Raw genomic sequence first — 24869 nt, forward strand, 5'->3', positions numbered from 1 at the left:
GCTTTTCTTTGGCTATGAAAAGGAAGTGAGAACCATGAATGTACCGGTTTCAAAAGAAACAATAATTTCTTATATCGCGGCTATAGCCTTTATTTTGTCGATGGTTACGGCTTCGGTTATAATGAACGATCACGAGATAATTTTGCCTGAAATTGCGGCAATGGCAGTTGCGATGTGGGTGTATCGGGAAGCCGGATGGATAAGGCAGCCATCGAAGATTTTTCTTGCTCCATCTGTCACGGCTGCTTTAGGTTTTGCGATTAATCAATTACCGTTTACATATGTAGTGAAAGTCATGCTCACCCTGGTGTTCATCATGCTGTTTTTGCGTCTCGTTCAATCGAACCTAGCTCCTTCGATTGCGACCGGCTTACTGCCGCTGGTCATGAACGCAAACGAATGGTCATTCATCCTGTCGGTTTTCATTTTGACCTTGATATTAATGTTTGGGGTTCTCATATTTGGATTCAGTAAAGGACTTGAACAGAAGGTGAAGATTCACTACAAGTACATGCTTGTGTTCTTAATGCTCAATTTCGTATGGATTGCGTTATGCTGGTTCGCTGGCTACCTGCAACTCGCGGTGATTCCACCAATCCTCGTTGTTGTGTACGAGTCACTTCAGAAGCCCATGTATAATGGAAAAGTGGCTTTTAAGCAAGGGCTTGTGTTAACCATATCTGCGACTGTCGGAACGTTGTTGTACTTTGCTATTGATTCGTGGATCTTGGTGACATTAGTAGCGATGTTTTTGATGCTTATTCTTTTACGTGTTGTTGGCATCCGTATGCCAGCCGCGTATGCCTTTCCCCTGCTCCCGTTTATATTTCCTCGGGATATAGCTGCGATGTTGCCGGTGGGCGCACTCATTTCTTCCGTTTTCATGTTTGGTGCGGTACTTGCTTATAAAAAGTTTGAAATGAAGCAACGTGAAAAGTTAATGCAATTGTAAAACAACATTTTACTGACGATATCTCAATCAATATTTTATTGTGCAGCAAATCACTGAACATCAGAAATAACGAAGATCCCTGCCAATCTGGAGGGATCTTTTGTTTTGGACGGCGGTGATCCCTTCAAAAATTCAGCCCCCACTTGGATAAAGGGGCGATCACTTACACACAATTCATCTTCTTGGCATAATGCCAGGGCAATCTTGACTCGCGTTTCATCGGACAGCGCCTTGAAGATTTTCGCCATAATGTTTTTCATCTGGGTTGGCCCCATCATAGCATGCGGCATACCTTGCGCCATAATGCCAGGGTTCATCATGTCAGACCTAAGGACCATAATATTCGTATGGCCACATTGACAATGTTGATCTCTCCTCCTTCCTATAGACTCCTTTTTTGCTTTTGCCTTTACTTTATGCGATTGCCTAATGAAAGGTGCTCTAGTAAATAAACGCACATAGAAACAGTTCGGAATCAACCTGAACTGACAATTGAAATATGAAATTTTTCAGGCCGCCGCGTTCACGCACACGAATGTTACACCGGTACATAACCGGAATACCCTGTTCCATTAATGCTCTGGTCGCTGTCTCTGAAATTGAGGGGTAATACCCTTTAAAGTTCTGAGGACTTTTTTACATGATCAGGAACATGTCATGTGGATTGAGGTAAATTCAAACCGAACTTGTATATAATATTTAAATATTATAATATGATATTGGAGGTGTTGATGATGGTTGAAGAACAGCCAGTTACACAGTTGGAAGGTTTGCATCATGAACTATTAGCCAAGTTTTTTCACGGTCTTTCAAACCCCGCACGGTTTAAAATTGCTCTGTCATTGCTTGAATCCGAAAAAAATGTCGGGCAGTTAGTCCAAGAGTTGGGAATGAAACAAGCGCAAATATCAAATCAGCTTGCTTGTTTAAAATGGTGCGGCTATGTTTCTACTCGTCAGGAAGGCAAATTTGTTTATTACCGTATTACAGATGAAAGAATTCGCAAGATCATTGAATTGGCTCGTGAGGTCGTAGCGGATAACGCAGAGCACATCAATTGTTGTACCAGAATTTAAAGGATTAAAAAATGGAGATGTTGGATAAGCAATGATTGGATTTGAATTGTTCCGTATTGCTGTATTCCGGTCTCCACACACGGAGCTGTCATTGCATTAGCCTTTTTGCTTGGTATGTGGTTGGCACAACGTCAAGCGAAAATACAGGGTTACGCTTCGGAATTAATTGCTGATTTTATAATCTATGCTATGTGGGCGGGGTACTAGGCGCTCGTTTGTGGTATGCGGCATTTTCACTAGAATACTATGTGGACAGACAATCCCCTCAAATTGTTAGCCATTTGGGAAGGTGGATTAGCGCATCAAGGCGGTTTAATCGGCGGTATCATCGCTGGAATCCTGTTCGCCCGAAAGCGAAATATGCCCGTCTGGAAATTTGCGGATATCGTAGCACCCGGACTTATACTTGGCATGGCTATTGGACGTATTCGCGATTTTATGGCCGGCGACGATTACGGAATTGTGTCACAAACGTTTGGTTTCGTCTATCAACAGCCCGGTACGATGGCTTATCAAGCCAATGGCCCTGTCCGCTGATACCCGCGGTCTTGTTTGAGGCGTTCGCAGATTTAATGATTATGGGCATTCTTCTGATGCTTCGAAATCGGAAGTTATATGATGGTTTCCTTTTCCTGTGGATGCTCACCTTCGATTCCGCATCCCGATTTTTCCTGGAGTGTTACGAGGCGATAGTCTGCGCACGTTTTTTGATCTTCGTACCGCTCAAGTAACGAGTGTAATTACGGTTTTGATCGCAATAATTTTCATCATTCGGCTAAGAACAGAGAACATGGTAAGAGAAACAACTTAAATGACATCAAGGGAGGACTTTTCATGGAGAAAGAATCGAAGAAAGGTTGGGGTTGGGGAGTTTTAGCTTTCCTAACTTGTCCTTGTCATCTGGTGTTCATCATTCCCCTATTAGCGGGAACTGCTTTGGGCGCCTTCTTAACCACTTATAAAACCGCTGCGTTTATTGTTCTAGGCGTATTGTTTGCTTTGTCCCTATACAGGGTCTTTAATAAAATCGGACAAGATAAAACTGAAGGCCAAACAATGGATTGTTGTCATCCTCCTAGGAAGGAGGTCAACTAATGAAACGTGTTTCGCTTATTGTTCTCTTAATAGCTATAGTCGGCATTGGTTACTTTGCGGTGACCAAATTCGGAGGCGCTGCTACCGCGGGCGGTGTGAAAACCACCGATCTAGTAAGCAATACAGTCGGCCAATCGGTGGTTTCCGATTTGTCATTTACAGATATCGACGGGAAAAGTGTTACGGTCGATCCGAACAAAAAGACGATTCTTCATTTTATGATATCGACCGGGTGTAGCTCTTGTGCAGAGACTGAAATCAGTCTGCTCAAGTTTGCGAATAACCCGAATGTAGATCTCGTAGGGATTGCTATAGATCCGGCGAATGACACAAAAGATACGATTCGGGAATTCACGCAATATACGAAGTCGGATTGGCCCCATGTGATTGATATGGATCAATCCCTGATACAAAAATTTAAGGTTACGTCGATCGATACCGTTTTGGTCGTTTATCAGAATCAAATTATTTTTAGCGGCGTGAAGCCTTCACCATCCGAGCTGCAGAAGGTGCTAAAATGACGGCGACTGCACTTCTTATTTTTGGAACCGGGATGATGGCGGCATTCAATCCATGCGGCATAGCGATTCTTCCCTCGTACATTGTGTACTTGTTAGGCGGACAGCAAAGGAAAGTCAGCGACGGTCTATGGGCAGGTCTGCTTATGACCTCCGGTTTTTTGGTTGTGTTTCTAATTACCGGACTTGTTTTCATGGTATTCGCTGAAATATTAGGGAAAGCTATGCCATGGATCGCCTTCACGGTTGCGGTCGGGTTTGTTATCGCAGGAACCTTTATGATGCTTGGCAAAAGCATATTTTCCTTTCATATCGGGGGAAATTGGGAATTAAAGAAAGGCGCGAAACTGTCCCTCTTCTTTTATGGAATTGCATATGCGCTTGGATCGTTGGGTTGTACCTTGCCGTTATTTTCGGTAATGGTTTTGTCGTCGTTTGGAGCAAACGGATTCTTGAGCGGCATGTCTAACTTCCTTTTATACTCGCTTGGGATGGGCTTTGTGGTAACTTTGATATCACTGGCTTCAACAATTTCCCAACAGCTCGTGATGAACATTGTCCGTTCAAGCGCTCGATGGATGGGAAAATTGAGCGGCGTCATAACATTTGCAACAGGAATCTATCTTATTTTTTATTTCATGCCGTATCTGCGCTGACAAAAGGATAATGCAAGCAAAAATACATTTAGTGAGGCGAGTTCATTGTGAGTGAAAATAAAATTGAAGTTCGCATCCCGGTTCAAGGGATGACTTGCACAGGCTGCGAAGACCATGTGGTCAAAGCATTACAGAACGTCGGGGCAACCAATGTATCGGCCAGTTTTCGACGCGGAGAAGCAAGTTTTCAGGTTGCAGTGAATAGCGACCTTGAACAAGCGAAAAAAGCTATCTCTGACACCGGGTACAAGCCAGGCGATGCAGTAATCATTTCAGAGGAAGTCAAACCACCATTCAGCGACGGCGATTATGATTTGGTAGTTATCGGATCAGGCGGAGCCGCTTTTTCGGCCGCCATTGAAGCCGTCCAACAAGGGGCCAAAGTAGGCATGATTGAGCGCGGCACCATCGGCGGAACATGTGTCAATGTAGGGTGTGTTCCTTCAAAAACACTGCTCCGTGCCGGGGAAATCAATCACCTTGCTCATCGGAACCCATTTCTTGGAATAGAAACTTCCGCCGAGCCAGTGGATTTGGCTACATTAGTGAAGAAAAAGAATGAGCTTGTTGATAACCTTCGCCAGCAAAAGTATGTCAATTTGATCGATGATTACGGTTTTGAACTTATTCAAGGGGAAGCCCGATTCATAGACGAGATGACCGTAGAAGTAACTGGCCGCAAGATCTCGGCGAAAAGTTTCTTGATCGCAACAGGCGCTGCTCCTGAGGTTCCGGACATTGCAGGACTGAAAGAAGTCGATTATCTCACGAGCACATCGGCTCTTGAACTGAAAGAACTTCCAAAACGACTTGCTGTGATCGGTTCCGGATATATCGCAATGGAATTGGGCCAACTGTTTCACAATCTGGGAGCAGAAGTTACATTAATGCAACGAAGTGCGCGCATCCTAAAAATGTATGATCCCGAGATCGCTGAAGCTGTAACCGAAGCCCTAACCGACCAAGGAATCAATTTAATTACTGGAGCCTCGTTTGAGCGAGTAGAACAAGACGGGCAAGTAAAACGTGTCCACATTATGGTCAATGGCGAGAAACAAGTGATTGAAGCGGAACAACTGCTTGTTGCAACGGGAAGAAAACCAAACACAGCAGCCCTCCATCTTGATGCTGCCGGAGTCAAGCTCGGAGCCCGTGGACAGGTTATCATCGATGAATATTTACGGACAAGCAATCCTCGCATTTATGCAGCAGGCGATGTGACGTTGGGACCGCAATTTGTTTATGTGGCGGCCTATGAAGGTGGCGTTGCAGCACATAATGCCTTAGGTGCATCGCGTAAGGTCGATCTAAATGTTGTTCCAGGCGTAACCTTTACGAATCCTTCTATTGCGACTGTCGGTCTCACAGAGGAACAGGCGAAAGCGGCCGGACACGAAGTGAAAACGTCCGTTTTACCGTTGGATGCTGTTCCGAGGGCCATTGTGAACCGCGAAACAACAGGCGTATTCAAAATAGTTGCTGAAGCAAAAACACTGAAAGTGCTCGGCGTGCATATTGTTGCCGAAAATGCGGGAGATGTCATTTATGCGGCCACATTAGCGGTGAAATTTGGTTTGACGGTTCAAGATTTGCGCGAAAGTCTTGCGCCCTATCTGACAATGGCGGAAGGTCTCAAGTTAGCCGCGCTTACCTTCGATAAAGATGTATCCAAATTGTCCTGCTGCGCAGGCTAATAATCACCACATCTAAAGTTTGTTTTATACGATCAAACCCAAATAACCATCAGGAATGATTTTGCCTGACGGTTATTTGGGTCTGATCGTTGATAAGTCCGCACAATTAATTATACCATTATATATGTTCGGTCATTTCGGGCCTGCATCAATGTATTTGCTCATCGTAGTCACATATCCAACCTTATTGTTGATCCTTGATTTTATACCAATAATTAGTTACCCGAGAGAAGATTCAACCGATTCCCCTTTGCTTAAGGTGCGGATCCGATCACTGTTAAGGGCAGGTAATTCGCGGAAGTTGACTGAACGTATCACTTCTGCATTGCTATCGTTCTGGGGATTTTTCTCTTCATTTTATCGGAAAGTTCAGCATCCGTAGGCTTTTCCGGCGAAACTCTAAAGTACGGTTTTAGTGTGTGGGTTCCGCAAGGAGATGAGCACATACCATGTCCGATCTGTTTGAGCCATACGACTTGGCGATCCATATTCTCGACTAGACGAGTGTGCTGAGTGCGCGAACGGTAACTATTCCTCTCGTTATTTATGACGTTCGCCCTTCCGGTTTCCCTGCACCGTATTTCGATACAGCCCCGGTCACTCCCAATTCTGGCTCCAAAAATCTTGCCCTCATTCTGATTTTGTTCGGTGGCTGATTGTGGTTTGTTTTGTTCTACAGATGACACTTGACCTTGACCTTAGGACAAGGTTGTATAATCATGACATGATTTAAACTATTTTCGTAATGGGGTGAAAAACTTATGGAATGCCTGACGATCGGTCAATTATCGCATCAAACCGGAGTCAGTCGAAAGGCGATTCGCTTGTATGAAGATACGGGGTTGGTTGTGCCTGAAGTTCAGCGCAGCAACGGCAATTATCGGGTCTATAACGAGAATCATGTATTTTGTATTAATTGTATTAAACAGTTCCAATCCTTAGGGATATCCCTGGAGGAAATCAAGCAGTTACTTGTCATTTTTGAAAAAAATACGAAAGATGTAGAACCGCATCTTCAACATTTATTGCGGGAAAAGCTGATACGGATAGATGAGCATATCGAGGAACTTCAAATGTTACGTCAACACGTTGCTTCGTTTCTTGACTGCCCGGAAGAAGTATTCACTCATATGGAGGGGATATAAATAAAATGAGGTGTCACCTGGAATTGCAATAATTTGTTATGATTTTCAGTCCACCTATTCTGCGGATAATACCCAACGATAATTTCGAGGCGTAATTTCGGATGATACAAAAACTAAAAATAAAGGAGTCAACAACATGAAACAAAGCCAAAATCAAATAAATGCATCATTACAAGATTTAACGGAGAAGGTTTTACAAACACTTGGCTTGCCGGAAGAAGGATTTAAGGAAAAATTAAAGTCCCTGACACCAATGGAAAATATGATTCGTACGGCTATTCTTTTTGAGTTTACCGAAGGTAAGACAGTTAATGTGGCTGATTTGATTCCGATGGTAAAACAACTCGGTGTAGATCTGCAATCAATTTTGAGTAGATTTTCCGAATTGGACTTAATTCATTGGGATAAGAAGAGCGGCAACGTGACGGTAGCCTACCCTTATTCCGGAATTCCCACACCACATCGAGTGACACTGTCCGGAAAATCACCAGCGTATTCAATGTGCGCCATTGATGCTCTTGGGATTCCATCGATGTTTGAATCGGATGCCCTCATTGAATCAGAATGTGCGCACTGCGGCGAAAAAATTAATATCAATGTCAAAAACAATGTTCCTGTTTCCAATCCGGAGACAGTTGTAGTCGGCGTTGGAACTGTTACTGATATGACTTCGTGCAGCACCACGTCTTGCAGCACGGACCCTAATCCGCCTGTTTCCACAAGTTGTTGTCCGGCGATTCAATTTTATTGCTCGGACAAACATTGGTCTGAATCTAATGAAAAGAATCCAACAAAAGCGGGGACTCGACTCACTCTATTGGAGGCATTCGAAGTTGGTGCCGGCGTGTTTGGTGGTGCATTGCAGGGCTTTAAAAACGAAATGACTATCCAAACAGAAGCCGATAAAATTATTTTGGAATCGGAGCGATTCACGTGCAAAGGTTGTTTGGAACGAGTGAACGAGGCAATTGCTAATTTACCAGAAGTTACAGGGCAACCTGAATCAGCGGGAAATCTGTTGATCGTTCCTATAAATATAAATCATGACACTGATATCAGAAATATAGCAAATGCTGCCCAAACTGCATTGGAATCCGATCCATACTATCCGTTCCCAGTTACGGTGATTTATCGATAGTAAATTCCAGGAGGGCAACTACCGACCAAAGTCGTAGTTGCCCTCCCATATAGCGACTGATCATGTCTTCGTTCACTCTGCCGGCTGTGCTGGTTTGTTACAACTGTTCGATGAACTTGACTGGACAGGCCGAACTTTCTTGATTAGATTCAAATTCAGTAATTCGTGCGCGAAGTTCCAACTGTACATCTTCTTGTCCCTTTTCCGATAACGATATAACTTCTTGTCCTGTGCAAAAGACAAGAAGTTATATCCATAAAACAAAAAAACCGCGCTGGGCGCGAGTTATTATGGATATATGTTCTTGTCCTCTGTCAGTTTTTGTCTGTCCAATGACGCGCCAAGGACAACATCGTGATTGAGCGCTTCTGGCGCAGTCTGAAGTACAACGAAATCTATTTATACGAATATAACAGTCCGCGCGAGACGCGGCAGGGCGTGGAACGCTACATCCATCTGCACAATCACTACTTGCCTCATCAGTCTCTGCAAAACCATACGCCGGCTGCTGTGTATAACCGCGATGTCGTGCTTTCATCCACATGTGAATAACAAAGGAGAGATGCCTTTCTCCCGCGCCTTCGCTTGGGCTACGCCCTCCACCTGTGGACAACGCTCTCTACTGGTAATATTTATTGTTTATTCCATCTGAGATCGAAGATCAATATCTTAAAATCTTAGATCTATACAAACATTGTGAACCATTTCACACCTTGATTATATTAAAAAAACTGTCTTGACATCTTGTAGCACCATAGCAGTGCCTAGAGCGCTTGTAAATCGCGAAACGACAGGCGTTTTTAAGTTAGTTGCTGATTCCAAGTCGTTAAAACTATTAGGTGCCCATATTGTCGCTGAAAATGCTGGGGAAGTCATTTACGCCGCGACATTAGCGGTAGAATTCGGTTTAACAATTGAGGATTTACGTGATAGCCTTGCGCCGTATTTAACCATGGCGGAAGGATTAAAACTGGCAGCATTGACGTTCGATAAAGACGTTTCCAAATTGTCTTGTTGTGCTGGATAAATATTCGCATTACCCTTTTCATTGACCGCACCCCTTATCTAAACCAAAGAAGCCTTCGCATCTGCAAGGGCTTTTTTTGGCATGCGTAGCCTTTTTTCTAGCTGTTTACAAACTGTTCACAAATAATCGATTGATTATATAAGTAAATCCGTATATATTTATTGATGTAGGTTAAAATAGGCAGATGAGCCGTTATGTATTGTTTTCGGGACTACTCAAAGCGGCTTAAGGAGATCGTATAGCAATTGAGGGGAGGAAAGACATGGAACAGATCAATGAAATGGCCGAAAATTTAAAACTGCTTGGGGATAAGACCCGACTCACGATGATGGCCTTATTAAAGGATCGCGCCCTTTGTGTTTGTGACATTGTGGAACTGCTAGAAACATCACAGCCCAACGCAAGCCAGCATTTGCGTAAATTAAAAGCTGCGGGGCTGGTGAATGAAACACGAAAAGGACAATGGATTTATTACTCGTTAAATGTTGAAGATAAGCCCTATATTCAGGCGATTATGGGCTACCTTCCATCGTTAAAAGAAAAAATCGATCAAATCAAAAATGATTGCGATTGAGTAGCGGAGGATTACATGGCTATTACTGCATTTCTTATTTTTTTAGTTACCTTAACCTTTGTGATTTGGCAGCCAAAGGGACTAAATATCGGCTGGTCCGCAAGTGCTGGTGCGATCCTTGCTTTACTTTTCGGGGTGGTCAGCTTCGCAGACGTTGGTACCGTTACCGGCATCGTGTGGAACGCCACCTTGGCGTTCGTGGCCATTATTTTAATCTCATTGGTGCTTGATGAAATTGGATTTTTTGAGTGGGCGGCGTTACACATGGCGCGGCTGGCACGTGGAAATGGCATTCTCATGTTTGTGTTTATCATCCTGCTTGGATCGGCGGTCGCAGCCCTGTTTGCGAACGATGGCGCGGCCTTGATCATTACGCCCATTGTACTGGCTATGGTTCGGGCGCTTAAGTTTGACGAAAAGATGATCCTGCCGTTTATTATGGCGAGTGGGTTCATTGCCGATACGGCATCCTTGCCGCTTGTTGTAAGTAACTTGGTGAACATTGTGTCTGCCGATTATTTCGACATCGGTTTTGCGGAATACGCGAGCCGTATGATCGTTCCGAATTTCTTCTCGATCATCGCGAGTCTGCTGGTGTTGTATCTGTATTTCCGCAAAAGCCTCCCGAAAAGCTACAGTCTTACCCAGCTTAAAAAGCCAAGTGAAGCGATTAAGGATATGAGGCTGTTTAAATTATCTTGGGTCATTTTAGCTGCGCTGCTTGTTGCATATTTCGTCAGTGAATTTTTCTCGATCCCTGTATCCATTGTTGCCGGGATCGCCGCTATTGCCTTTTTGATCGCTGCGAGAAAAAGCCCAGCGATTCATACATGGAAGCTTGTGAAAGGCGCGCCCTGGGCCGTTGTCATTTTCTCCATTGGGATGTATGTGGTCGTTTATGGCTTGCGAAACGCCGGTCTTACCGACGCGTTAGGCAGGGTCATTCAAGCGGTCGCAGACAATGGGCTGTTCGCGGCGACGATAGGTATGGGTTTTATTGCAGCGATCCTGTCGTCCATTATGAACAACATGCCAACGGTCATGATTGATGCACTGGCGATCCAAGGCACTCAAACCGATGGGTTCATTCGTGAAGCGCTGATCTATGCCAATGTGATCGGTTCGGATTTAGGGCCGAAAATTACGCCGATCGGCTCACTGGCAACCCTGCTTTGGCTGCATGTGTTATCCACGAAAAATGTGAAAATCAGCTGGGGGTATTACTTTAAAATTGGGATTATTTTAACCGTTCCAACGTTGTTGTTTACCCTCATAGGTCTTTACTTATGGCTCTATGTCATCCAAACATGGAACGTGAATGTATGGGTATGTATTGTGGCGCTTGTCGTTGTACTCGTTGTTGTTGCGATGATCATTAAAAGCATATTGGCAAGCAAACAAACCAAAAGAGGGCATCAAGGCGCTTAACGAATTCATATAAAAAAAGGAGATTTATTACCATGGAGAAAAAACCTCTGATTTACTTTTTGTGCACCGGTAATTCCTGCAGAAGCCAAATCGCGGATGGATTTTTAAACGCTCTTGGCAGCGACAAATACGAAGTGAAAAGTGCAGGGCTTGAAGCACATGGACTGAATCCGCGTGCGGTTCAAGTCATGAACGAAGCTGGTGTGGATATTAGCAAAAATACATCCAATGTGATCGATCCGGAAATTTTGAATCGTGCCGATTATGTCATTACCCTGTGCGGTCACGCCGACGAGCATTGCCCGGTGATCTCCAACAAGAACGTCACCAAATGGCATTGGGGATTTGATGACCCGGCAAAAGCAACCGGAACGGAAGAAGAAATCATGAATCAGTTCCGCAGCGTTCGCGATTCGATTAAGAGCCGGATTGAAAAGTTCGTCAAAGAAGGGAAATGAGGTGGATTCGATGATCAAAAGAATGCACGTCGCTTTAAACTGTACGGATCTTAACAAGTCCCTTGATTTTTATCGTGCTTTTTTTGGAACAGAACCGAGTAAGATTAAAGATAATTACGCTAAATTTGAACTGGAAGATCCGGCGCTGCATTTTTCGCTCAATGTCCGACCCTTTGAACAAAAAGGCGTGCTGAATCACTTGGGATTCCAAGTCAATGACACCGAAGAAGTGCTGGCCATGGGCGAGCGGTTGCGTCAAAGCGGGCTGCTGCTGATTGACGAAATGAATACGACTTGCTGCTATGCGGTCCAGGATAAAGTTTGGGTGTATGATCCAGACGGCAACGCTTGGGAGATTTTCTACACCAAAGAAGATTCTGAATTTGAATCGGCCGGAGAAACCAAGGATTTATCCTTGTGCTGCGCTCCGCCATCAGCGCCGGTTGCAATTGAATTTGGATCATTTAAAAAAGGAGTGTAGTCCATGTCGTCTGAAAAAAACTATCATGCTTTGATTCCGGATAAAATTTTCATGGGCGCGGCTGCTGACGTTGAATCGATGGTGATCAATGAAGGTATCGACGTGATCGTGGATCTGCGCGGAGAAGCGACGGAATGTGCGTATCCAGCAGCAAATGCGAAATGGATCCAAATTCCGTTAGCGGACAACTCTGCTGTGCCGCAAGAAAAAGCTTTTGAACAAGCGATCCAGGCCGTCACCGAAGCTTACCAGCAAAACAAGAAAGTTGCTTTTCATTGTGGTGGAGGAAAAGGCAGGACCGGTACGGTAGCCGCTGGCACCTTACTTGCTTTGGGCTTAAGTGATACGCTCGACGAAGCCGAGGCCAAGGCAAAGAGCATTCGCAGCGTCATTGATATTAAGCCATCACAGAGAGAATCCCTGAACAAATTATATCCCGGTAAATAAGTACGCAAGAAACCACTCAGGGCGAGTGGTTTTCTTTTTGTGATTAAACATTTGCAAAATGCAAATGATTCGTGTATAACTAAGACATGAGGTGAAACCACAGTGGAAAATGCTCGCGAACTATTTCAAATCATGACACGCCGTTTTGGGTTTCTCAATAAAAATTGCTGTTCTGCCGGTGGTTGCGATATTTCTTTGGTGCAAAGTCATATTCTTTACGAAATTGATCGTCAGCATAAACCGTCCATTCAGCAGATAGCCGAAGCGTTAGGTACTGATATTACGACCTTTAGCCGACAAATCCAATCGTTAATCAAAATGAATTTAGTGAAGAAATCGCCCGATCCGGACGACCGCAGGGTGTATGTCCTTTCGCTCACGATAGAAGGTAAATACGTGGCCACGACGATTGACCAGCAAATGAATGCTTATTTAGCTGAAGTGTTCTCTCATATGAACGATTTTGAAAAAGAAACGGTCATTCGCTCCATAAAGCTCTTGAATGAAGCGATGTCGAAATCCAGCCAATGCTGCACGACCCCATTGGGGTGATTTCTTTTCTCTAATACTTGTAAATTGCAAATAAATCGGAGGGCATTGGGATGAATAAGGTATTAGATACGATTGTTATCGGAGGGGGGCAGGCGGGTCTTGCTTCCGGTTATCATCTACGTAAGCAGGGACTTCAATTTTTGATTTTAGAAGCAAGTGACCAAGTTGGCGGTTCCTGGCCGCGCTACTACGACAGTCTTAAATTATTTTCTCCAGCACGCTTTTCCTCGTTACCGGGCATGAAGTTCCCAAGCGAGCCGAACCGGTATCCACATCGAGATGAAGTTATTCGCTATTTGCAGGATTACAGCAGAACGTTTCAGCTGCCGGTCATGACCAATCAGCGTGTGGACTCCATAACAAAGGACGGAGAGGGGTTCACGATTACCACGATGGCAGGGGATACGTTTCGGTCCCGAACGATCATTAATGCGACCGGATCATTTCACAATCCATTTACGCCAGCTATAACGGGGCAGGAGGCTTTTCAAGGCCATATCCTTCATTCCTCCGCATACCGGGCTCCGGAGCCTTTTATCAATCAAAGAGTGGTGGTGGTCGGGCGTGGCAATTCGGCCGTTCAGATCGCCGTCGAGCTGGCCGAGGTAAGCAAGACGTCGTTAGCTGTACTACGGCCTGTTCAGCTTATGAAGCAAAAAGTGTGGGGGCAGGATCTTCATTTTTGGATCAAAGTGACGGGTATAGACACCTTTCCCTTTTGGCGATTGGGCAAAACTGCACCGAGTTCACCTTCGGTCATTGACTTGGGCCAATACAAGGAACGACTGGCCGCAGGGAAGCCGGATCAACAACCGATGTTTACGTCCTTTTATGAGGGTGGCGTCCCCTATGAATCTCAATTGGTACGTTACGGAAACGCTCATGAGACAGAAGAAGACGATATTGAACGATCCGCTAGGGAAGCTTGGCAATGGTCCGATGCCACGCAAAAGCAATCGGGAAGATTCTTTCGGCGGCGGCAAATCACGATGGCGACACCAACGGCTTGCTGCGCTACTGGCTGCTGTTGATTATATAAAAATTAACCTAAGGGAGTGATTGTTCATGAATCAAGTAAGTAATGATCAAATTCGTCAAAATGTTCGCAGCCGTTACAAAGAAATTGCTTTGCAGCCGGTAGAGGATAGCTCGTGCTGTGCGCCAACTTCCGCAAGCTCCGGCTGCTGTGATTCGCCGGTGGATTACGCGGATGTGTCTGCCAAACTTGGTTATTCGAGCGAAGAATTAACCGCTGTTCCGGACGGGGCAAATCTTGGTCTTGGCTGTGGCAATCCACAAGCGATTGCCGAACTAAAGCAGGGGGAAGTCGTGCTCGACCTTGGCAGCGGCGGCGGTTTTGACTGTTTCCTGGCCTCGCGTCAAGTCGGAGAAGCCGGTCGCGTGATTGGCGTAGACATGACGCCGGAAATGGTAAGCCGCGCCCGCACTAATGCCACCAAAGGCGGCTTTACGAACACCGATTTCCGTTTAGGGGAAATTGAACATTTGCCTATTTCCGACCAAACGGTGGACGTCATTATCTCGAACTGCGTGATCAATCTTTCCCCGGCCAAGCAGTAAGTGTTCGACGAAGCGTTCCGGGTGCTGCGCTCCGGCGGCCGTTTGGCCATTTCGGATATTGTCACGACCGCGGAACTGCCTGCAGAAATCAAAAACGACCTGGATGTGATGTATTCGGGATGTATTTCAGGAGCTTCCTCCGTTGATGAAGTCAAAGCCATGCTAACCCAAAGCGGATTTACGGATGTGGTGGTAGAGCCGAAGGATGAATCGAAGGCATTTATTAAAGATTGGGTACCGGGATCTAACGTTGAAAATTACATTGTTTCGACCGTGATCAAAGCCGTTAAACCCTAATCGCACAGTAGACAAACTGGCAATGACCATAAAAAAGCTCCTGCAGCTGCAGGAGCTTTTGTTATTGTTCGCCTTATCGTCCGGATCTCACGGCCGGGCTGGATCGGGGGTTACGCTAACGGACAGTTTTGTTTTGAACGGCGGCGATCCTTTGCAAAATTCAGCCCCACCTGGATAAGGGCGGGATGTTTTTTCATTTCTAATTAAAACATTCAAATAATCATTTGACTGTTAAGGGAGTCGGAAGTATAATAATCTCATAATCAAACGATTGTTAGATTGTTAGGGGTGCCTAATTACTAAAAAGACCCCGAGCAACAAACAACATAAGCAATGATACATACTGGAGGCACACACTATGGCAACTTGTGATCTTGTTTCACTTTCCCCTTCAACCAAAAGTCGACCAAACCCAATCCTGTTTATCCACGGTGCTTTTCATGGCTCTTGGGCTTGGGAGGAATACTTTCTTCCCTACTTCGCTAACCAAGGGTATGAGGTTCGCGCCCTCAACTGGCGAGGACATGGCCACAACGCCGGGCGAGAAAGATTGCGACAGTACCGGATTAGCCACTACGTTGAGGACGTTTTGCAGGCCGCCTACACATTAAACAAACCACCAATCCTAGTGGGCCATTCCATGGGCGGTTTTGTAATTCAAAAGTATTTGGAGAACCATTCGGCCCCAGCTGGCGTTCTGCTCGCTTCGGCACCACCGGGTGGCACGCGGAAAAACACTGTGAAAACCGCGGTTCGCAATCCTGGCAAGATGATGAAGTCATTGATCACAGGACGAGTGAATCTCTATATAACGAAACCGGAGCGGTTCAGGCATTCTTTTCATCAAACATGCCCCAAGAACAGGTCAGGCGGTACGTCAGCTCCTTGCAAGATGAGTCACTACAGGCCTTTATGGACATGGCATGATTCCCGGTTCAGACGGAGAAGGTGAAGACCCCCTTGCTGGTGCTTGGCGCAGCAAACGACTTCCTCATTGACAGCCATGAGCTTGAACAAACAGCTCGCGCGTACGGTACAAATCCGGAGATTTTCCCGAACATGGCGCACGATATGATGTTAGAGGCTGAATGGCAGCGTGTAGCACATCGAATGATTGAATGGCTAACCGCATTAAAGCTTTAATAAAGTCTATTGTTTAATCAAACAGTTATTTGGATATAAGAACATATAGATTAAAAATATACAAATGGATGGAGTAAATCACCATGTCACTCACATTAATTTTTTCCGCTATTGGTACGTTCATCGTGACAAACATTGACGACATTTTTGTGCTGATGATCTTTTTCGCACAGATCGAGAAAGCGCGGCACGCACAAGTTGTTCTAGGGCAATATCTTGGGTTCGGATTGCTGGTTGTACTAAGTTTACTGGGGGCTTTTGGCTTTACATTTTTGCCGTCCGAGTGGGCTGGTTTTCTTGGGTTGATACCCATTTATCTCGGTATCCGAATGTTCCTTAAAAAGGAGGAAGAAGATGAGGCGGAAGAAGCGCTTGAGAAATTGGGCGATCTAAAGTCACAACCTTCAAAGAACCGTTTGTTTGGACCACTCACCGGTAAGGTCGCTGCGATTACCTTTGCCAACGGCGGGGATAACCTGGGCATATACATCCCGTATTTTACGACCCAGGGGAACGCGTCACTTTTATACATCGCGATTGTGTTCCTTTTGATGGTCGCGGTATGGTGTTTCCTTGCGTATCGGCTGGCAAGCTTCCCGGCCATTCTAAGGATTCTGCAAAAGTACGGAAGTGTCATTGTTCCACTCGTGTTTATCGGATTAGGTATTTCGATCATGCTGCATGGTGATTCATTTGCCTATCTCATGAAGCTGTTTGGGTAACGTTAATGAAAGTAGAAATCACGAACTGGAGGGAAACACAATGGTAGTAGGGGATGCAAGTCAGCACATTGAGTTATTGGTCATTGGCGGTGGTTCAGGGGGATATGTTGCGGCGATAAGAGCCGCGCAACTTGGCAAAAAAGTGCTACTCGTTGAAAAGTCAGAACTTGGCGGCGTATGTCTCAACTGCGGATGTATTCCGTCTAAAGCACTGATCTCCGCCGCTCACCGGTATGAACACATGCGAAATCCCGGTATCTCCGGCTTAAAAGCAACTGATGTGGAGATTGATTTTGCCCAAATTCAGCACTGGAAGCAGTCGGAGGTTGTAAACCGTCTTAAGTCCGGCATCCATTCGCTGATGAAGAAAAATAAGATCACCGTATTTAAAGGAGAAGCACTATTCATTAATGAACAGGAAGCGCGTGTTTATAATGAACAAGAATCGCTCCGATACCAATTTGACCACTGTATTGTTGCAGTCGGATCGCGTCCAATTGAATTAAAAGCATTCCCGTATGGGAACCGAATTTTGTCCTCCACCGAGGCACTGAGCCTTACTGAAATCCCTAAACGAATGGTCGTCATCGGCGGCGGCTATATCGGCATCGAACTGGGTCAAATGTACGCTAAGTTCGGCACCAAAGTGACCATTTTGGAAGGTTCACCGTCGATTCTGCCCGGATTCGAGAGTGAAATTAGCCGTATTGTGCGAAAAAATCTTGATTCCCTTGGTGTTACGGTGTACACGAACGCCATGTCTCAATCCGCACAACAATCGACTGATGAAATCGCGGTTACCTTTACGGTGGATCAGGCAGAACAACAAGTGACGGCCGATTACGTTCTTGTGACAGTAGGACGCCGTCCCAATACCGATGGCGAACTCGGTCTTGACCGTATTGGAGTAAAAATTGGCGACAGGGGACTGGTTGAAGTCGATCAACAAGGGCGAACATCTATTCCTCACATTTATGCGATTGGTGATATCATCCCTGGCCCTGCACTGGCGCATAAAGCCTCATACGAAGGAAAAGTGGTTGCCGAAGCAATAGCTGGCCAGCCAAGCGCCTTCGACTATCAAGCGATTCCGGCGGTTGTGTTTTCCGATCCGGAAATTGCCTCCGTAGGACTTAGCGAACCTGAAGCCAAGGAGAAGGGATACGACATCATGGTTGGCAAGTTTCCGTTTGCGGCAAACGCACGTGCTCTCTCTTTGAGTGCGTCCGAGGGATTCGCCAAGCTGGTAGGCAATAAGGAAACAGGTTTGATCCTTGGCGGGCAAATCGTCGGCACAAATGCGTCTGACTTGATTCCGGAAATTGCCCTTGCGATTGAAATGGGAACGACAATGGAAGATCTAGCCCTTACCATTCATGCGCATCCTACACTTGGGGAGTTGTCGGCTGAAGCTGCAGAAGTTGCCCTCGGCTATCCCATTCATATTTAGTTGCTTTTTCCTTTGACAAAACTATGGCATGAGAATAATATAATAATCAAATGTATATTAGATTGAGGTGATTAGATGAAGAATCAAGATACATGCGAGATCTTTTGTTATGACGAGGATAAGGTCAATCGGGTCCGGGAAAAAATAAACAAAAATGATTTTCAGGATATGGCGCAAATATTTAAAGTGCTTGCCGACCATACACGGCTAAAGGTTGCCTATGCACTGTGCGATGAAGACGAGTTATGCGTCTGCGATGTGGCCAATATTATCGGGTCCACCATGGCGACGGCTTCCCATCATTTACGGCTGCTGCGGAATATGGGGATTGCCAAGTATCGAAAAGAAGGGAAGCTCGTCTTTTATTCCTTGGAAGATGTGCAATTGAAACAAATGATAAGGCTCGCCATTGAGCATCAAAAGGAGGTTGTTGGCGTTGAGTAAAGTGGCTGAACCCTTAGAGAACAAAAATGTATACCGCGTTGAAGGATTCACTTGCGCGAATTGTGCCGGGAAATTTGAGAATAATGTAAAGCAACTGCCTGGCGTTCAAGATGCAAAAGTGAACTTTGGCGCTTCAAAAATTGCCGTTTTCGGTGATACCACAGTAGAGGAACTGGAGAAAGCCGGTGCATTTGAAAATCTTAAAGTCATCCCCGAAAAACCAGTGCGGGTGGCAAAGCCGGCAATGAACGATGAAAAAAACGTATTCAACGTTCAAGGATTTACATGCGGGAACTGTGCCGGGAAGTTTGAAAATAATGTGAAGCAGATTCCGGGAGTTCGGGATGCGAAAGTGAATTTTGGGGCTTCGAAAATTGCTGTTTATGGCGATACCACAATTGAAGAACTGGAGAAAGCCGGTGCTTTTGAAAATCTGAAAGTGACTCCGGAAAAACCTGTACGGGAAGCGAAACAAGCGGGCATCAAAGAAGCAAAAGAACCGTTCTATAAGAAACACAGCACTTTGTTGAACGCCGTCTTATTGATGGTGTTCGGCTATCTTTCTCAATCTGTAAATGGGGAAGAAAACCTCATCACTTCTCTGCTATTTGCTGCTTCTATTGTGATCGGGGGGTTCTCGCTCTTTAAAGTTGGTTTCCAAAACTTACTTCGGTTTGAATTTGACATGAAGACGCTCATGACCGTTGCCATAGTCGGAGCCGCGATCATAGGGGAATGGGCCGAAGGTGCGATTGTTGTTATCCTCTTTGCGGTCAGTGAAGCGTTAGAACGGTTTTCCATGGACCGGGCAAGGCAATCCATACGTTCATTAATGGACATTGCACCCAAAGAAGCACTCATTAGACGGAATGGGCAAGAAATGATGGTACATGTGGATGATATTGCCGTTGGGGATATCATGATCGTGAAACCCGGTCAAAAGATTGCCATGGACGGTGTGGTGATCAGCGGCAATTCTGCCGTCAATCAGGCAGCTATTACCGGTGAGTCCGTTCCCGTTGGCAAAACGGTGGATGATGAGGTTTTTGCCGGGACATTAAATGAAGAAGGCTTGCTTGAAATCAAAGTTACCAAGTTGGTCGATGATACGACCATCGCGAAGATCATACACCTGGTTGAAGAAGCCCAGGGCGAACGTGCGCCATCCCAAGCCTTTGTCGATAAGTTTGCGAAATACTACACGCCGATCATTATGGTTGTTGCTGGTTTAGTCGCTATAATTCCGCCACTTTTCTTTGATGGAAGTTGGGCCACCTGGGTTTATCAAGGGTTATCAGTTCTTGTGGTTGGTTGTCCTTGCGCACTTGTGATTTCGACTCCTATCTCCATTGTATCTGCAATCGGAAATGCAGCGAAAAATGGCGTTCTTGTCAAAGGCGGTATTTACCTCGAAGAAATGGGTGCCTTGAAGGCCATTGCATTTGATAAAACCGGTACGCTCACAAAAGGGGTCCCGGTTGTAACGGATTTCAACATATTTAACAAGAAGACAAATGAAACCGAGTTGTTGTCGATCATCACAGCTTTAGAGTATCGTTCCCAGCATCCGCTTGCTTCGGCCATCATGAGAAAAGCAGAAGAAGCGAATATTTCTTATTCTAACGTTATGGTTGATGATTTTTCTTCCATTACCGGCAAAGGAATTATGGGTACGGTAAACGGAACAAGCTATTATATTGGTAATCCTAAACTCTTTAAAGAAATAGCTACTGCTCATTTTAGTAACGAACAGGAGCAACTGGTTACCACACTGCAAAACCAAGGCAAAACGGCTATGGTCGTCGGAACAGACAAAGAAATTCTCGCGGTTATTGCGGTAGCTGACGAAGTTCGTGAATTCAGTAAGGACATTATTCAAAAGCTACATCAGCTTGGGATCAAAAAGACCATCATGCTTACCGGTGATAACAAAGGTACCGCAAATGCGATTGCCGGGCATGTTGGTGTTTCGGATGTACAGGCCGAACTAATGCCGCAGGATAAATTAGACTTTATTAAACAGCTCAGAGCCGATTACGGAAACGTAGCGATGGTTGGTGATGGTGTCAATGATGCGCCAGCACTCGCAGCTTCTACCGTTGGTATTGCCATGGGCGGTGCCGGTACCGATACCGCACTGGAAACGGCTGACGTTGCTTTAATGGGAGATGATTTAAGAAAACTTCCATTTGCGATAAAGTTAAGCCGCAAAGCTTTAAATATCATCAAGCAGAACATTACCTTTGCGCTGGCCATTAAATTGATTGCTTTACTGCTCGTCATCCCAGGTTGGTTAACGCTTTGGATTGCTATCCTCTCCGATATGGGGGCAACGCTCCTGGTTGCGTTAAACGGTCTGCGACTGATGAGAGTCAAAGAATAAGGAAAAGGCTAGAACAGAACATTCATATTGAGTTAGGGGGATACCCCTGACTCTTTACTTTGAAAGGAAGTGTGTTGTGCTTCGTTACTATGTTGTGGCAGTTATCGCCTTTACTGTTGATCAATTAATCAAATGGAGTGTTGCGACTTATATGGATATCGGTCAAAAGATACCGCTTATTCCGGGTTTTATTCAACTGACATCTATTCGAAATCGGGGTGCCGCGTTTGGGATCTTGCAAAACCAGAGGCTGTTTTTTATCTTAGTGACTGCCATCGTGCTTATTGGTATTATCATGTACTTGCGAAAAATTTGTCGCGGGCAAAAATTCCTCTCTTATGCATTAGTCTTGATTTTTGGAGGGGCGCTGGGTAATTTTGTCGATCGCGCTCTGCATGGAGAAGTCGTAGATATGCTTGAGTTAACATTTATAAATTATCCGGTGTTTAACATGGCGGATGTCTTTATCACGGCAGGGGTTATTATGATCATGATCGATACGCTCCGGGCGTCCAGAGCGGATAAGGCATCGAGTCAGAGCTTGCCGGAGTAATTGGGGTGATTGTGCTGAATTGGGATAGTCTGCTTTATGTATGTCTGGCGGCGGCCGCCAATGTGTGATCGGCGGCCTCGTTTTTGTGTTAAAACGGATTGGTCGCGTAGCGGCCTTATCGCCATTTTTGATTTTATTCCGGAATCTCAGCATTTTTATTAGGAATCTCTACATTGGCGGGTGCACTGACGGCATTTATGCTCGCCGACTTTTATTTGCCTGGGGAACAAATGGTTGCCGTAGCGATTGCTTTCTCGGCAGGGGGTGTTTTTAAATGTTGCCCCCACCGATTTGCGGCCTGTGGTTAATGCATCAGGGGATCACCACGCGGCTCTGTTTTTCTTTATAGGTGTATTCTGTTATTTTTTCTGCTTCAATGGGGCACCAATTGGATGGCTCCATCCCTGCATTAAATCATGAACATGCTATTTTTACATATTGGCTGGCCTGTAGGAAAGCGCTTGTTTTCCTAGCGCTTCCCAACTTCTGATAAACTGCTGCTTATTCACCTGCTTCCCTTTCACGCCGGATAAGGGATCATTGACATAGACGTAGTGCTGATCGTATCCGACCAAAAGTACGCTATGCACGGAGAACGTGGCACGAATGGGTCCATTCGGCGAATCCCAGACGACCCATTGTGTGGGTTCTACATATGCTGTGGTTGTCCATGCAATAACAGGTACTCCCTGCGCTATCTGTTGTTCGAGTGTATCAAACGAATGATTAGTTATATCGACAGCGCTTGGAATATAGTTTTTTAACACGTCGAATAAAGCCGAGTGATAGATGCTATATCCTTTTTCGTTGCCTGTGACGTCACCGACAAAACCTAGATTCAGGTTTCCCCAATAAGTAATGTTGCCATTGCCATCTGTTTTCATTGGGGTTGGATCTTTTTTCATTTCGCCTATGAGTTCCATCTTATTCTTATCGATGCCATGGAACTGAAGCAACATCGCCAGACTGGTAATTTCGCAACCGTTATACAACTCCGGCAATTGTTTTATCAAAGGCGCATCGAGCTTTACAGCGCTTTTTTGGGGCAAAGGCGAGACATCTTGCATTGGGGTGCTATTTGGTTCAGGAAGCACTAACGGTTCCGACTGTGCACGCCAGATTACAAGCGGCTTCCCTGTCGCTTTTTCGTACAAAAGATTGCCTAAGATCCAATTTATGAAGATAAGCGTGACAATGATCGAGCAAGCAAATGATATTTTTAAAGATTTCGATAACAAGATCAATGTTCTGCGCATGGCGACAGTCCAGTCCCTCTATTCTAGTTGATTTAAGTTGGTTTTGTTGCCTATCGTAGCATGTTTAGTAGAAAGATTGAAATATTAGTTTTCAATGGGATAAGGAGGCGTGTTTTTGAACCCTGAAAATATCACAATTTGGTTGGCCTTTGGTGCCGGCTTTTTATCTTTTATCTCCCCATGCTGTCTTCCGTTGTACCCGTCCTATATTTCGTATATTACGGGCGTTTCTACCAAAGATTTAAACGAACGGAAGAGTCTATTTCAGCATCAAGCCCTACTTCATACCTTGTTTTTCATCCTGGGATTCTCCATTATTTTTTTTGCTTTAGGATTATCAGCAAGCTTAGTAGGGGATTTGTTTGCTAACAATCGTGATTTAATCCGTCAGTTGGGAGCGATTCTCATTATCGTGATGGGACTCGTTATGCTTGAGGTGTTTAAGCCCCGACTATTTATGCGAGAAAAACGCTTTGAATGGAAAATGAAACCCTCCGGTTATTTGGGTTCGACATTGGTGGGTATTACGTACGCGGCCGGGTGGACGCCTTGCGTAGGTCCTATCTTGTCCGCAATTTTCGCGCTGGGTGTCACGAATCCAGATCAGGCGCTGTTTTATGTTTTCGCTTATACACTGGGATTTGGACTTCCCTTTTTCATCATGGCGTTTTTTATCGGGAAAATGAAGTGGATCATGAAATATTCCAATAAAATGATGAAAGTAGGAGGATGTTTAATGGTTGTGGTAGGGATTTTGTTGTACACCGATCAGATGACACAGATTACGATTTGGCTGATTCGTTTGTATGGAGGATTTACCGGTTTTTGAAGATGAAAGGACGGTGAGCAAAGGGGGGAAAGCGCAGCTTTAGTCGATCTCAAAGGGTAAGTCCATAGTTTGTCGATAATAAGGGAAAAATGGTTATCATCCTTTTATTGGATATTTTCTCCGACTTGCCGTGAAGATATGTTGGCCATCAAGTGACAATAAGAAGGTTATTCCTTGGACCTCAACATCAACGAAAGTCCAATCTTATCTAAAAATCTTACTTCGTAAAAATCAAGCTTAAACTCATGGCCATATGGCCGGATTGAAGGTGAAAGATGAGTAAAGGAACCGATAGAGATTTTATTCCAGCCCTACGATTTCACTGGCTAACATCATTTTATGATCCGATACTACGCTGGACAATGAGGGAGTCTACCTTCAAGAACAAACTAGTTAGGCAAATTCAAGTTGGCCCAGGGCAGCGAGTGCTAGACCTAGGATGCGGGACTGGTACATTAACTCTTCTTTTAAAACAAGCTTACCCGAAAGCAGAGGTCACCGGACTAGATATTGATCCGAAAGTTCTTCGAGCTGCGGAGAAAAAAGCCGAAAATATGGGAATAGACATTATGTTTCATCAAGGGATGTCGTTTGAACTACCCTACCCTGATCATTCTTTCGATCGTGTTGTCACAAGTCTTATGTTTCATCATTTGACTTTTGAAAATAAACTCCGAACATTGAATGAAGCTTTCCGGATACTTAAACCTCAAGGTGAACTTCACATAGCGGATTGGGGAAAGGCTCAAAATTGGCTCATGCGCATTGCGTTCCTTTCAATCCAAATACTCGATGGTTTTAAGACGACATCAGATAACGTAAACGGCCTCATACCACAAGTTATTGATAAGGCCGGGTTTGTTGAGACAAAAGAGACTGATCGGTTTATGACATTATACGGAACCCTTTCCTTATACAAAGCGAAAAAAATTAAATGATGGTAATTAACATCCGCTTTGCGGGTGGTGGC

At 45.0% G+C, this 24869-nt stretch carries 27 protein-coding genes and 4 pseudogenes; 29 read left to right on the forward strand and 2 right to left on the reverse strand.

Annotated elements, in window-relative coordinates; translation table 11 throughout:
- Positions 1-34: 34 nt before the first annotated feature.
- Positions 35-952, forward strand: coding sequence for a hypothetical protein (locus tag DFP98_RS16880; RefSeq protein ID WP_116061792.1), 918 nt, complete (start codon positions 35-37; stop codon positions 950-952).
- 158 nt (positions 953-1110) lie between these two features.
- On the opposite strand, the pseudogene DFP98_RS16885 reads toward DFP98_RS16880, so the two are convergent.
- Positions 1111-1200, reverse strand: a pseudogene (locus DFP98_RS16885) (transcriptional regulator); the annotation flags it as partial.
- A 483-nt stretch (positions 1201-1683) separates the two neighbouring features.
- On the opposite strand from DFP98_RS16885, the gene DFP98_RS16890 reads away from it, so the two are divergent.
- From DFP98_RS16890 to lspA, 26 genes and pseudogenes are all read left to right on the forward strand, one after another.
- Positions 1684-2028, forward strand: coding sequence for an ArsR/SmtB family transcription factor (locus tag DFP98_RS16890; protein WP_181917740.1), 345 nt, complete (start codon positions 1684-1686; stop codon positions 2026-2028).
- A 114-nt stretch (positions 2029-2142) separates the two neighbouring features.
- Positions 2143-2565: pseudogene (locus DFP98_RS40380) on the forward strand (prolipoprotein diacylglyceryl transferase family protein).
- A 41-nt stretch (positions 2566-2606) separates the two neighbouring features.
- The gene (locus DFP98_RS40240; protein ID WP_425455537.1) at positions 2607-2759 is read left to right on the forward strand and encodes a hypothetical protein; all 153 of its coding nucleotides are present in this window, start codon (positions 2607-2609) and stop codon (positions 2757-2759) included.
- Between the two features lie 103 nt (positions 2760-2862).
- Positions 2863-3123 (forward strand): hypothetical protein, encoded by a 261-nt coding sequence (locus tag DFP98_RS16900; RefSeq protein ID WP_116061793.1) that lies wholly within the window; start codon positions 2863-2865, stop codon positions 3121-3123.
- Positions 3123-3644: a TlpA family protein disulfide reductase gene (locus tag DFP98_RS16905; RefSeq protein WP_116061794.1), complete on the forward strand. Its 522-nt coding sequence runs from the start codon at positions 3123-3125 to the stop codon at positions 3642-3644. The genes DFP98_RS16900 and DFP98_RS16905 overlap by 1 nt, the downstream gene beginning before the upstream one ends.
- On the forward strand, positions 3641-4297 hold the full coding sequence (locus tag DFP98_RS16910; RefSeq protein WP_116061795.1) for a cytochrome c biogenesis CcdA family protein: 657 nt from the start codon (positions 3641-3643) through the stop codon (positions 4295-4297). The genes DFP98_RS16905 and DFP98_RS16910 overlap by 4 nt, the downstream gene beginning before the upstream one ends.
- Positions 4298-4386: 89 nt before the next feature.
- The gene (merA, locus tag DFP98_RS16915) at positions 4387-5991 is read left to right on the forward strand and encodes a mercury(II) reductase (protein WP_116061961.1); all 1605 of its coding nucleotides are present in this window, start codon (positions 4387-4389) and stop codon (positions 5989-5991) included.
- Between the two features lie 761 nt (positions 5992-6752).
- A complete protein-coding gene (locus DFP98_RS16920; protein WP_116061796.1) occupies positions 6753-7136 on the forward strand; it encodes a MerR family transcriptional regulator in 384 nt (127 codons plus the stop codon).
- Between the two features lie 136 nt (positions 7137-7272).
- Positions 7273-8274, forward strand: coding sequence for an organomercurial lyase (gene merB, locus DFP98_RS16925; protein WP_116061797.1), 1002 nt, complete (start codon positions 7273-7275; stop codon positions 8272-8274).
- A 351-nt stretch (positions 8275-8625) separates the two neighbouring features.
- Positions 8626-8826 carry an integrase core domain-containing protein gene (locus DFP98_RS16930; RefSeq protein WP_116061798.1) on the forward strand — a complete coding sequence of 67 codons (201 nt, stop codon included), beginning with the start codon at positions 8626-8628 and terminating at the stop codon, positions 8824-8826.
- 205 nt (positions 8827-9031) lie between these two features.
- A pseudogene (locus DFP98_RS16935) lies at positions 9032-9301 on the forward strand (mercury(II) reductase); the annotation flags it as partial.
- A 262-nt stretch (positions 9302-9563) separates the two neighbouring features.
- Positions 9564-9875 carry an ArsR/SmtB family transcription factor gene (locus DFP98_RS16940; RefSeq protein ID WP_028598744.1) on the forward strand — a complete coding sequence of 104 codons (312 nt, stop codon included), beginning with the start codon at positions 9564-9566 and terminating at the stop codon, positions 9873-9875.
- A gap of 15 nt (positions 9876-9890) precedes the next feature.
- Positions 9891-11303 carry an arsenic transporter gene (locus tag DFP98_RS16945; RefSeq protein WP_116061799.1) on the forward strand — a complete coding sequence of 471 codons (1413 nt, stop codon included), beginning with the start codon at positions 9891-9893 and terminating at the stop codon, positions 11301-11303.
- Positions 11304-11335: 32 nt separating this feature from the next.
- On the forward strand, positions 11336-11761 hold the full coding sequence (gene arsC, locus DFP98_RS16950; protein WP_116061800.1) for an arsenate reductase (thioredoxin): 426 nt from the start codon (positions 11336-11338) through the stop codon (positions 11759-11761).
- A gap of 10 nt (positions 11762-11771) precedes the next feature.
- Entirely contained in the window at positions 11772-12242 is a 471-nt protein-coding gene (locus DFP98_RS16955; RefSeq protein WP_116061962.1) for an ArsI/CadI family heavy metal resistance metalloenzyme, read from the forward strand.
- A gap of 3 nt (positions 12243-12245) precedes the next feature.
- Positions 12246-12689 (forward strand): protein-tyrosine phosphatase family protein, encoded by a 444-nt coding sequence (locus DFP98_RS16960; RefSeq protein ID WP_116061801.1) that lies wholly within the window; start codon positions 12246-12248, stop codon positions 12687-12689.
- A 102-nt stretch (positions 12690-12791) separates the two neighbouring features.
- Complete coding sequence (locus tag DFP98_RS16965; RefSeq protein ID WP_116061802.1) at positions 12792-13241, forward strand: MarR family winged helix-turn-helix transcriptional regulator; 450 nt, start codon at positions 12792-12794, stop codon at positions 13239-13241.
- A 50-nt stretch (positions 13242-13291) separates the two neighbouring features.
- Positions 13292-14272 (forward strand): flavin-containing monooxygenase, encoded by a 981-nt coding sequence (locus tag DFP98_RS16970; RefSeq protein ID WP_116061803.1) that lies wholly within the window; start codon positions 13292-13294, stop codon positions 14270-14272.
- 34 nt (positions 14273-14306) lie between these two features.
- Positions 14307-15119, forward strand: a pseudogene (locus DFP98_RS16975) (arsenite methyltransferase).
- A 358-nt stretch (positions 15120-15477) separates the two neighbouring features.
- The gene (locus DFP98_RS40245; protein WP_116061804.1) at positions 15478-16071 is read left to right on the forward strand and encodes an alpha/beta hydrolase; all 594 of its coding nucleotides are present in this window, start codon (positions 15478-15480) and stop codon (positions 16069-16071) included.
- Between the two features lie 8 nt (positions 16072-16079).
- Positions 16080-16262, forward strand: a complete 183-nt coding sequence (locus DFP98_RS16985) for an alpha/beta fold hydrolase (RefSeq protein WP_147310215.1) — start codon at positions 16080-16082, stop codon at positions 16260-16262.
- A gap of 83 nt (positions 16263-16345) precedes the next feature.
- Positions 16346-16984, forward strand: a complete 639-nt coding sequence (locus tag DFP98_RS16990; protein WP_116061806.1) for a CadD family cadmium resistance transporter — start codon at positions 16346-16348, stop codon at positions 16982-16984.
- 40 nt (positions 16985-17024) lie between these two features.
- Positions 17025-18434: a dihydrolipoyl dehydrogenase gene (lpdA, locus tag DFP98_RS16995; protein WP_116061807.1), complete on the forward strand. Its 1410-nt coding sequence runs from the start codon at positions 17025-17027 to the stop codon at positions 18432-18434.
- Positions 18435-18509: 75 nt separating this feature from the next.
- On the forward strand, positions 18510-18878 hold the full coding sequence (locus DFP98_RS17000) for an ArsR/SmtB family transcription factor (RefSeq protein WP_116061808.1): 369 nt from the start codon (positions 18510-18512) through the stop codon (positions 18876-18878).
- Complete coding sequence (locus tag DFP98_RS17005) at positions 18871-21261, forward strand: heavy metal translocating P-type ATPase (protein WP_116061809.1); 2391 nt, start codon at positions 18871-18873, stop codon at positions 21259-21261. The genes DFP98_RS17000 and DFP98_RS17005 overlap by 8 nt, the downstream gene beginning before the upstream one ends.
- Positions 21262-21337: 76 nt before the next feature.
- Positions 21338-21814: a signal peptidase II gene (lspA, locus tag DFP98_RS17010; protein ID WP_116061810.1), complete on the forward strand. Its 477-nt coding sequence runs from the start codon at positions 21338-21340 to the stop codon at positions 21812-21814.
- A 431-nt stretch (positions 21815-22245) separates the two neighbouring features.
- Here lspA and DFP98_RS17020 read toward each other — a convergent pair whose 3' ends face one another.
- Positions 22246-23070, reverse strand: coding sequence for a C39 family peptidase (locus DFP98_RS17020; protein WP_116061811.1), 825 nt, complete (start codon positions 23068-23070; stop codon positions 22246-22248).
- 115 nt (positions 23071-23185) lie between these two features.
- Here DFP98_RS17020 and DFP98_RS17025 point away from each other — a divergent pair, with 115 nt between their 5' ends.
- Positions 23186-23899, forward strand: coding sequence for a cytochrome c biogenesis CcdA family protein (locus DFP98_RS17025; RefSeq protein ID WP_116061812.1), 714 nt, complete (start codon positions 23186-23188; stop codon positions 23897-23899).
- A 275-nt stretch (positions 23900-24174) separates the two neighbouring features.
- On the forward strand, positions 24175-24837 hold the full coding sequence (locus tag DFP98_RS17030; protein WP_116061813.1) for a class I SAM-dependent methyltransferase: 663 nt from the start codon (positions 24175-24177) through the stop codon (positions 24835-24837).
- The last annotated feature ends 32 nt before the right edge of the window (positions 24838-24869 follow it).

Origin of the sequence: Cohnella phaseoli, assembly GCF_003386235.1 — a bacterium.
GTDB classification, from domain to species: domain Bacteria; phylum Bacillota; class Bacilli; order Paenibacillales; family Paenibacillaceae; genus Cohnella; species Cohnella phaseoli.

Coding starts and splice junctions, on each gene's coding strand:
- DFP98_RS16880 (WP_116061792.1), top strand. CDS start 35: ATGAATGTACCGGTTTCAAAAGAAACAATAATTTCTTATATCGCGGCT.
- DFP98_RS16890 (WP_181917740.1), top strand. CDS start 1,684: ATGATGGTTGAAGAACAGCCAGTTACACAGTTGGAAGGTTTGCATCAT.
- DFP98_RS40240 (WP_425455537.1), top strand. CDS start 2,607: ATGGGCATTCTTCTGATGCTTCGAAATCGGAAGTTATATGATGGTTTC.
- DFP98_RS16900 (WP_116061793.1), top strand. CDS start 2,863: ATGGAGAAAGAATCGAAGAAAGGTTGGGGTTGGGGAGTTTTAGCTTTC.
- DFP98_RS16905 (WP_116061794.1), top strand. CDS start 3,123: ATGAAACGTGTTTCGCTTATTGTTCTCTTAATAGCTATAGTCGGCATT.
- DFP98_RS16910 (WP_116061795.1), top strand. CDS start 3,641: ATGACGGCGACTGCACTTCTTATTTTTGGAACCGGGATGATGGCGGCA.
- merA (WP_116061961.1), top strand. CDS start 4,387: ATGACTTGCACAGGCTGCGAAGACCATGTGGTCAAAGCATTACAGAAC.
- DFP98_RS16920 (WP_116061796.1), top strand. CDS start 6,753: ATGGAATGCCTGACGATCGGTCAATTATCGCATCAAACCGGAGTCAGT.
- merB (WP_116061797.1), top strand. CDS start 7,273: ATGAAACAAAGCCAAAATCAAATAAATGCATCATTACAAGATTTAACG.
- DFP98_RS16940 (WP_028598744.1), top strand. CDS start 9,564: ATGGAACAGATCAATGAAATGGCCGAAAATTTAAAACTGCTTGGGGAT.
- DFP98_RS16945 (WP_116061799.1), top strand. CDS start 9,891: ATGGCTATTACTGCATTTCTTATTTTTTTAGTTACCTTAACCTTTGTG.
- arsC (WP_116061800.1), top strand. CDS start 11,336: ATGGAGAAAAAACCTCTGATTTACTTTTTGTGCACCGGTAATTCCTGC.
- DFP98_RS16955 (WP_116061962.1), top strand. CDS start 11,772: ATGATCAAAAGAATGCACGTCGCTTTAAACTGTACGGATCTTAACAAG.
- DFP98_RS16960 (WP_116061801.1), top strand. CDS start 12,246: ATGTCGTCTGAAAAAAACTATCATGCTTTGATTCCGGATAAAATTTTC.
- DFP98_RS16970 (WP_116061803.1), top strand. CDS start 13,292: ATGAATAAGGTATTAGATACGATTGTTATCGGAGGGGGGCAGGCGGGT.
- DFP98_RS40245 (WP_116061804.1), top strand. CDS start 15,478: ATGGCAACTTGTGATCTTGTTTCACTTTCCCCTTCAACCAAAAGTCGA.
- DFP98_RS16990 (WP_116061806.1), top strand. CDS start 16,346: ATGTCACTCACATTAATTTTTTCCGCTATTGGTACGTTCATCGTGACA.
- lpdA (WP_116061807.1), top strand. CDS start 17,025: ATGGTAGTAGGGGATGCAAGTCAGCACATTGAGTTATTGGTCATTGGC.
- DFP98_RS17000 (WP_116061808.1), top strand. CDS start 18,510: ATGAAGAATCAAGATACATGCGAGATCTTTTGTTATGACGAGGATAAG.
- DFP98_RS17020 (WP_116061811.1), bottom strand. CDS start 23,070: ATGCGCAGAACATTGATCTTGTTATCGAAATCTTTAAAAATATCATTT.
- DFP98_RS17030 (WP_116061813.1), top strand. CDS start 24,175: ATGAGTAAAGGAACCGATAGAGATTTTATTCCAGCCCTACGATTTCAC.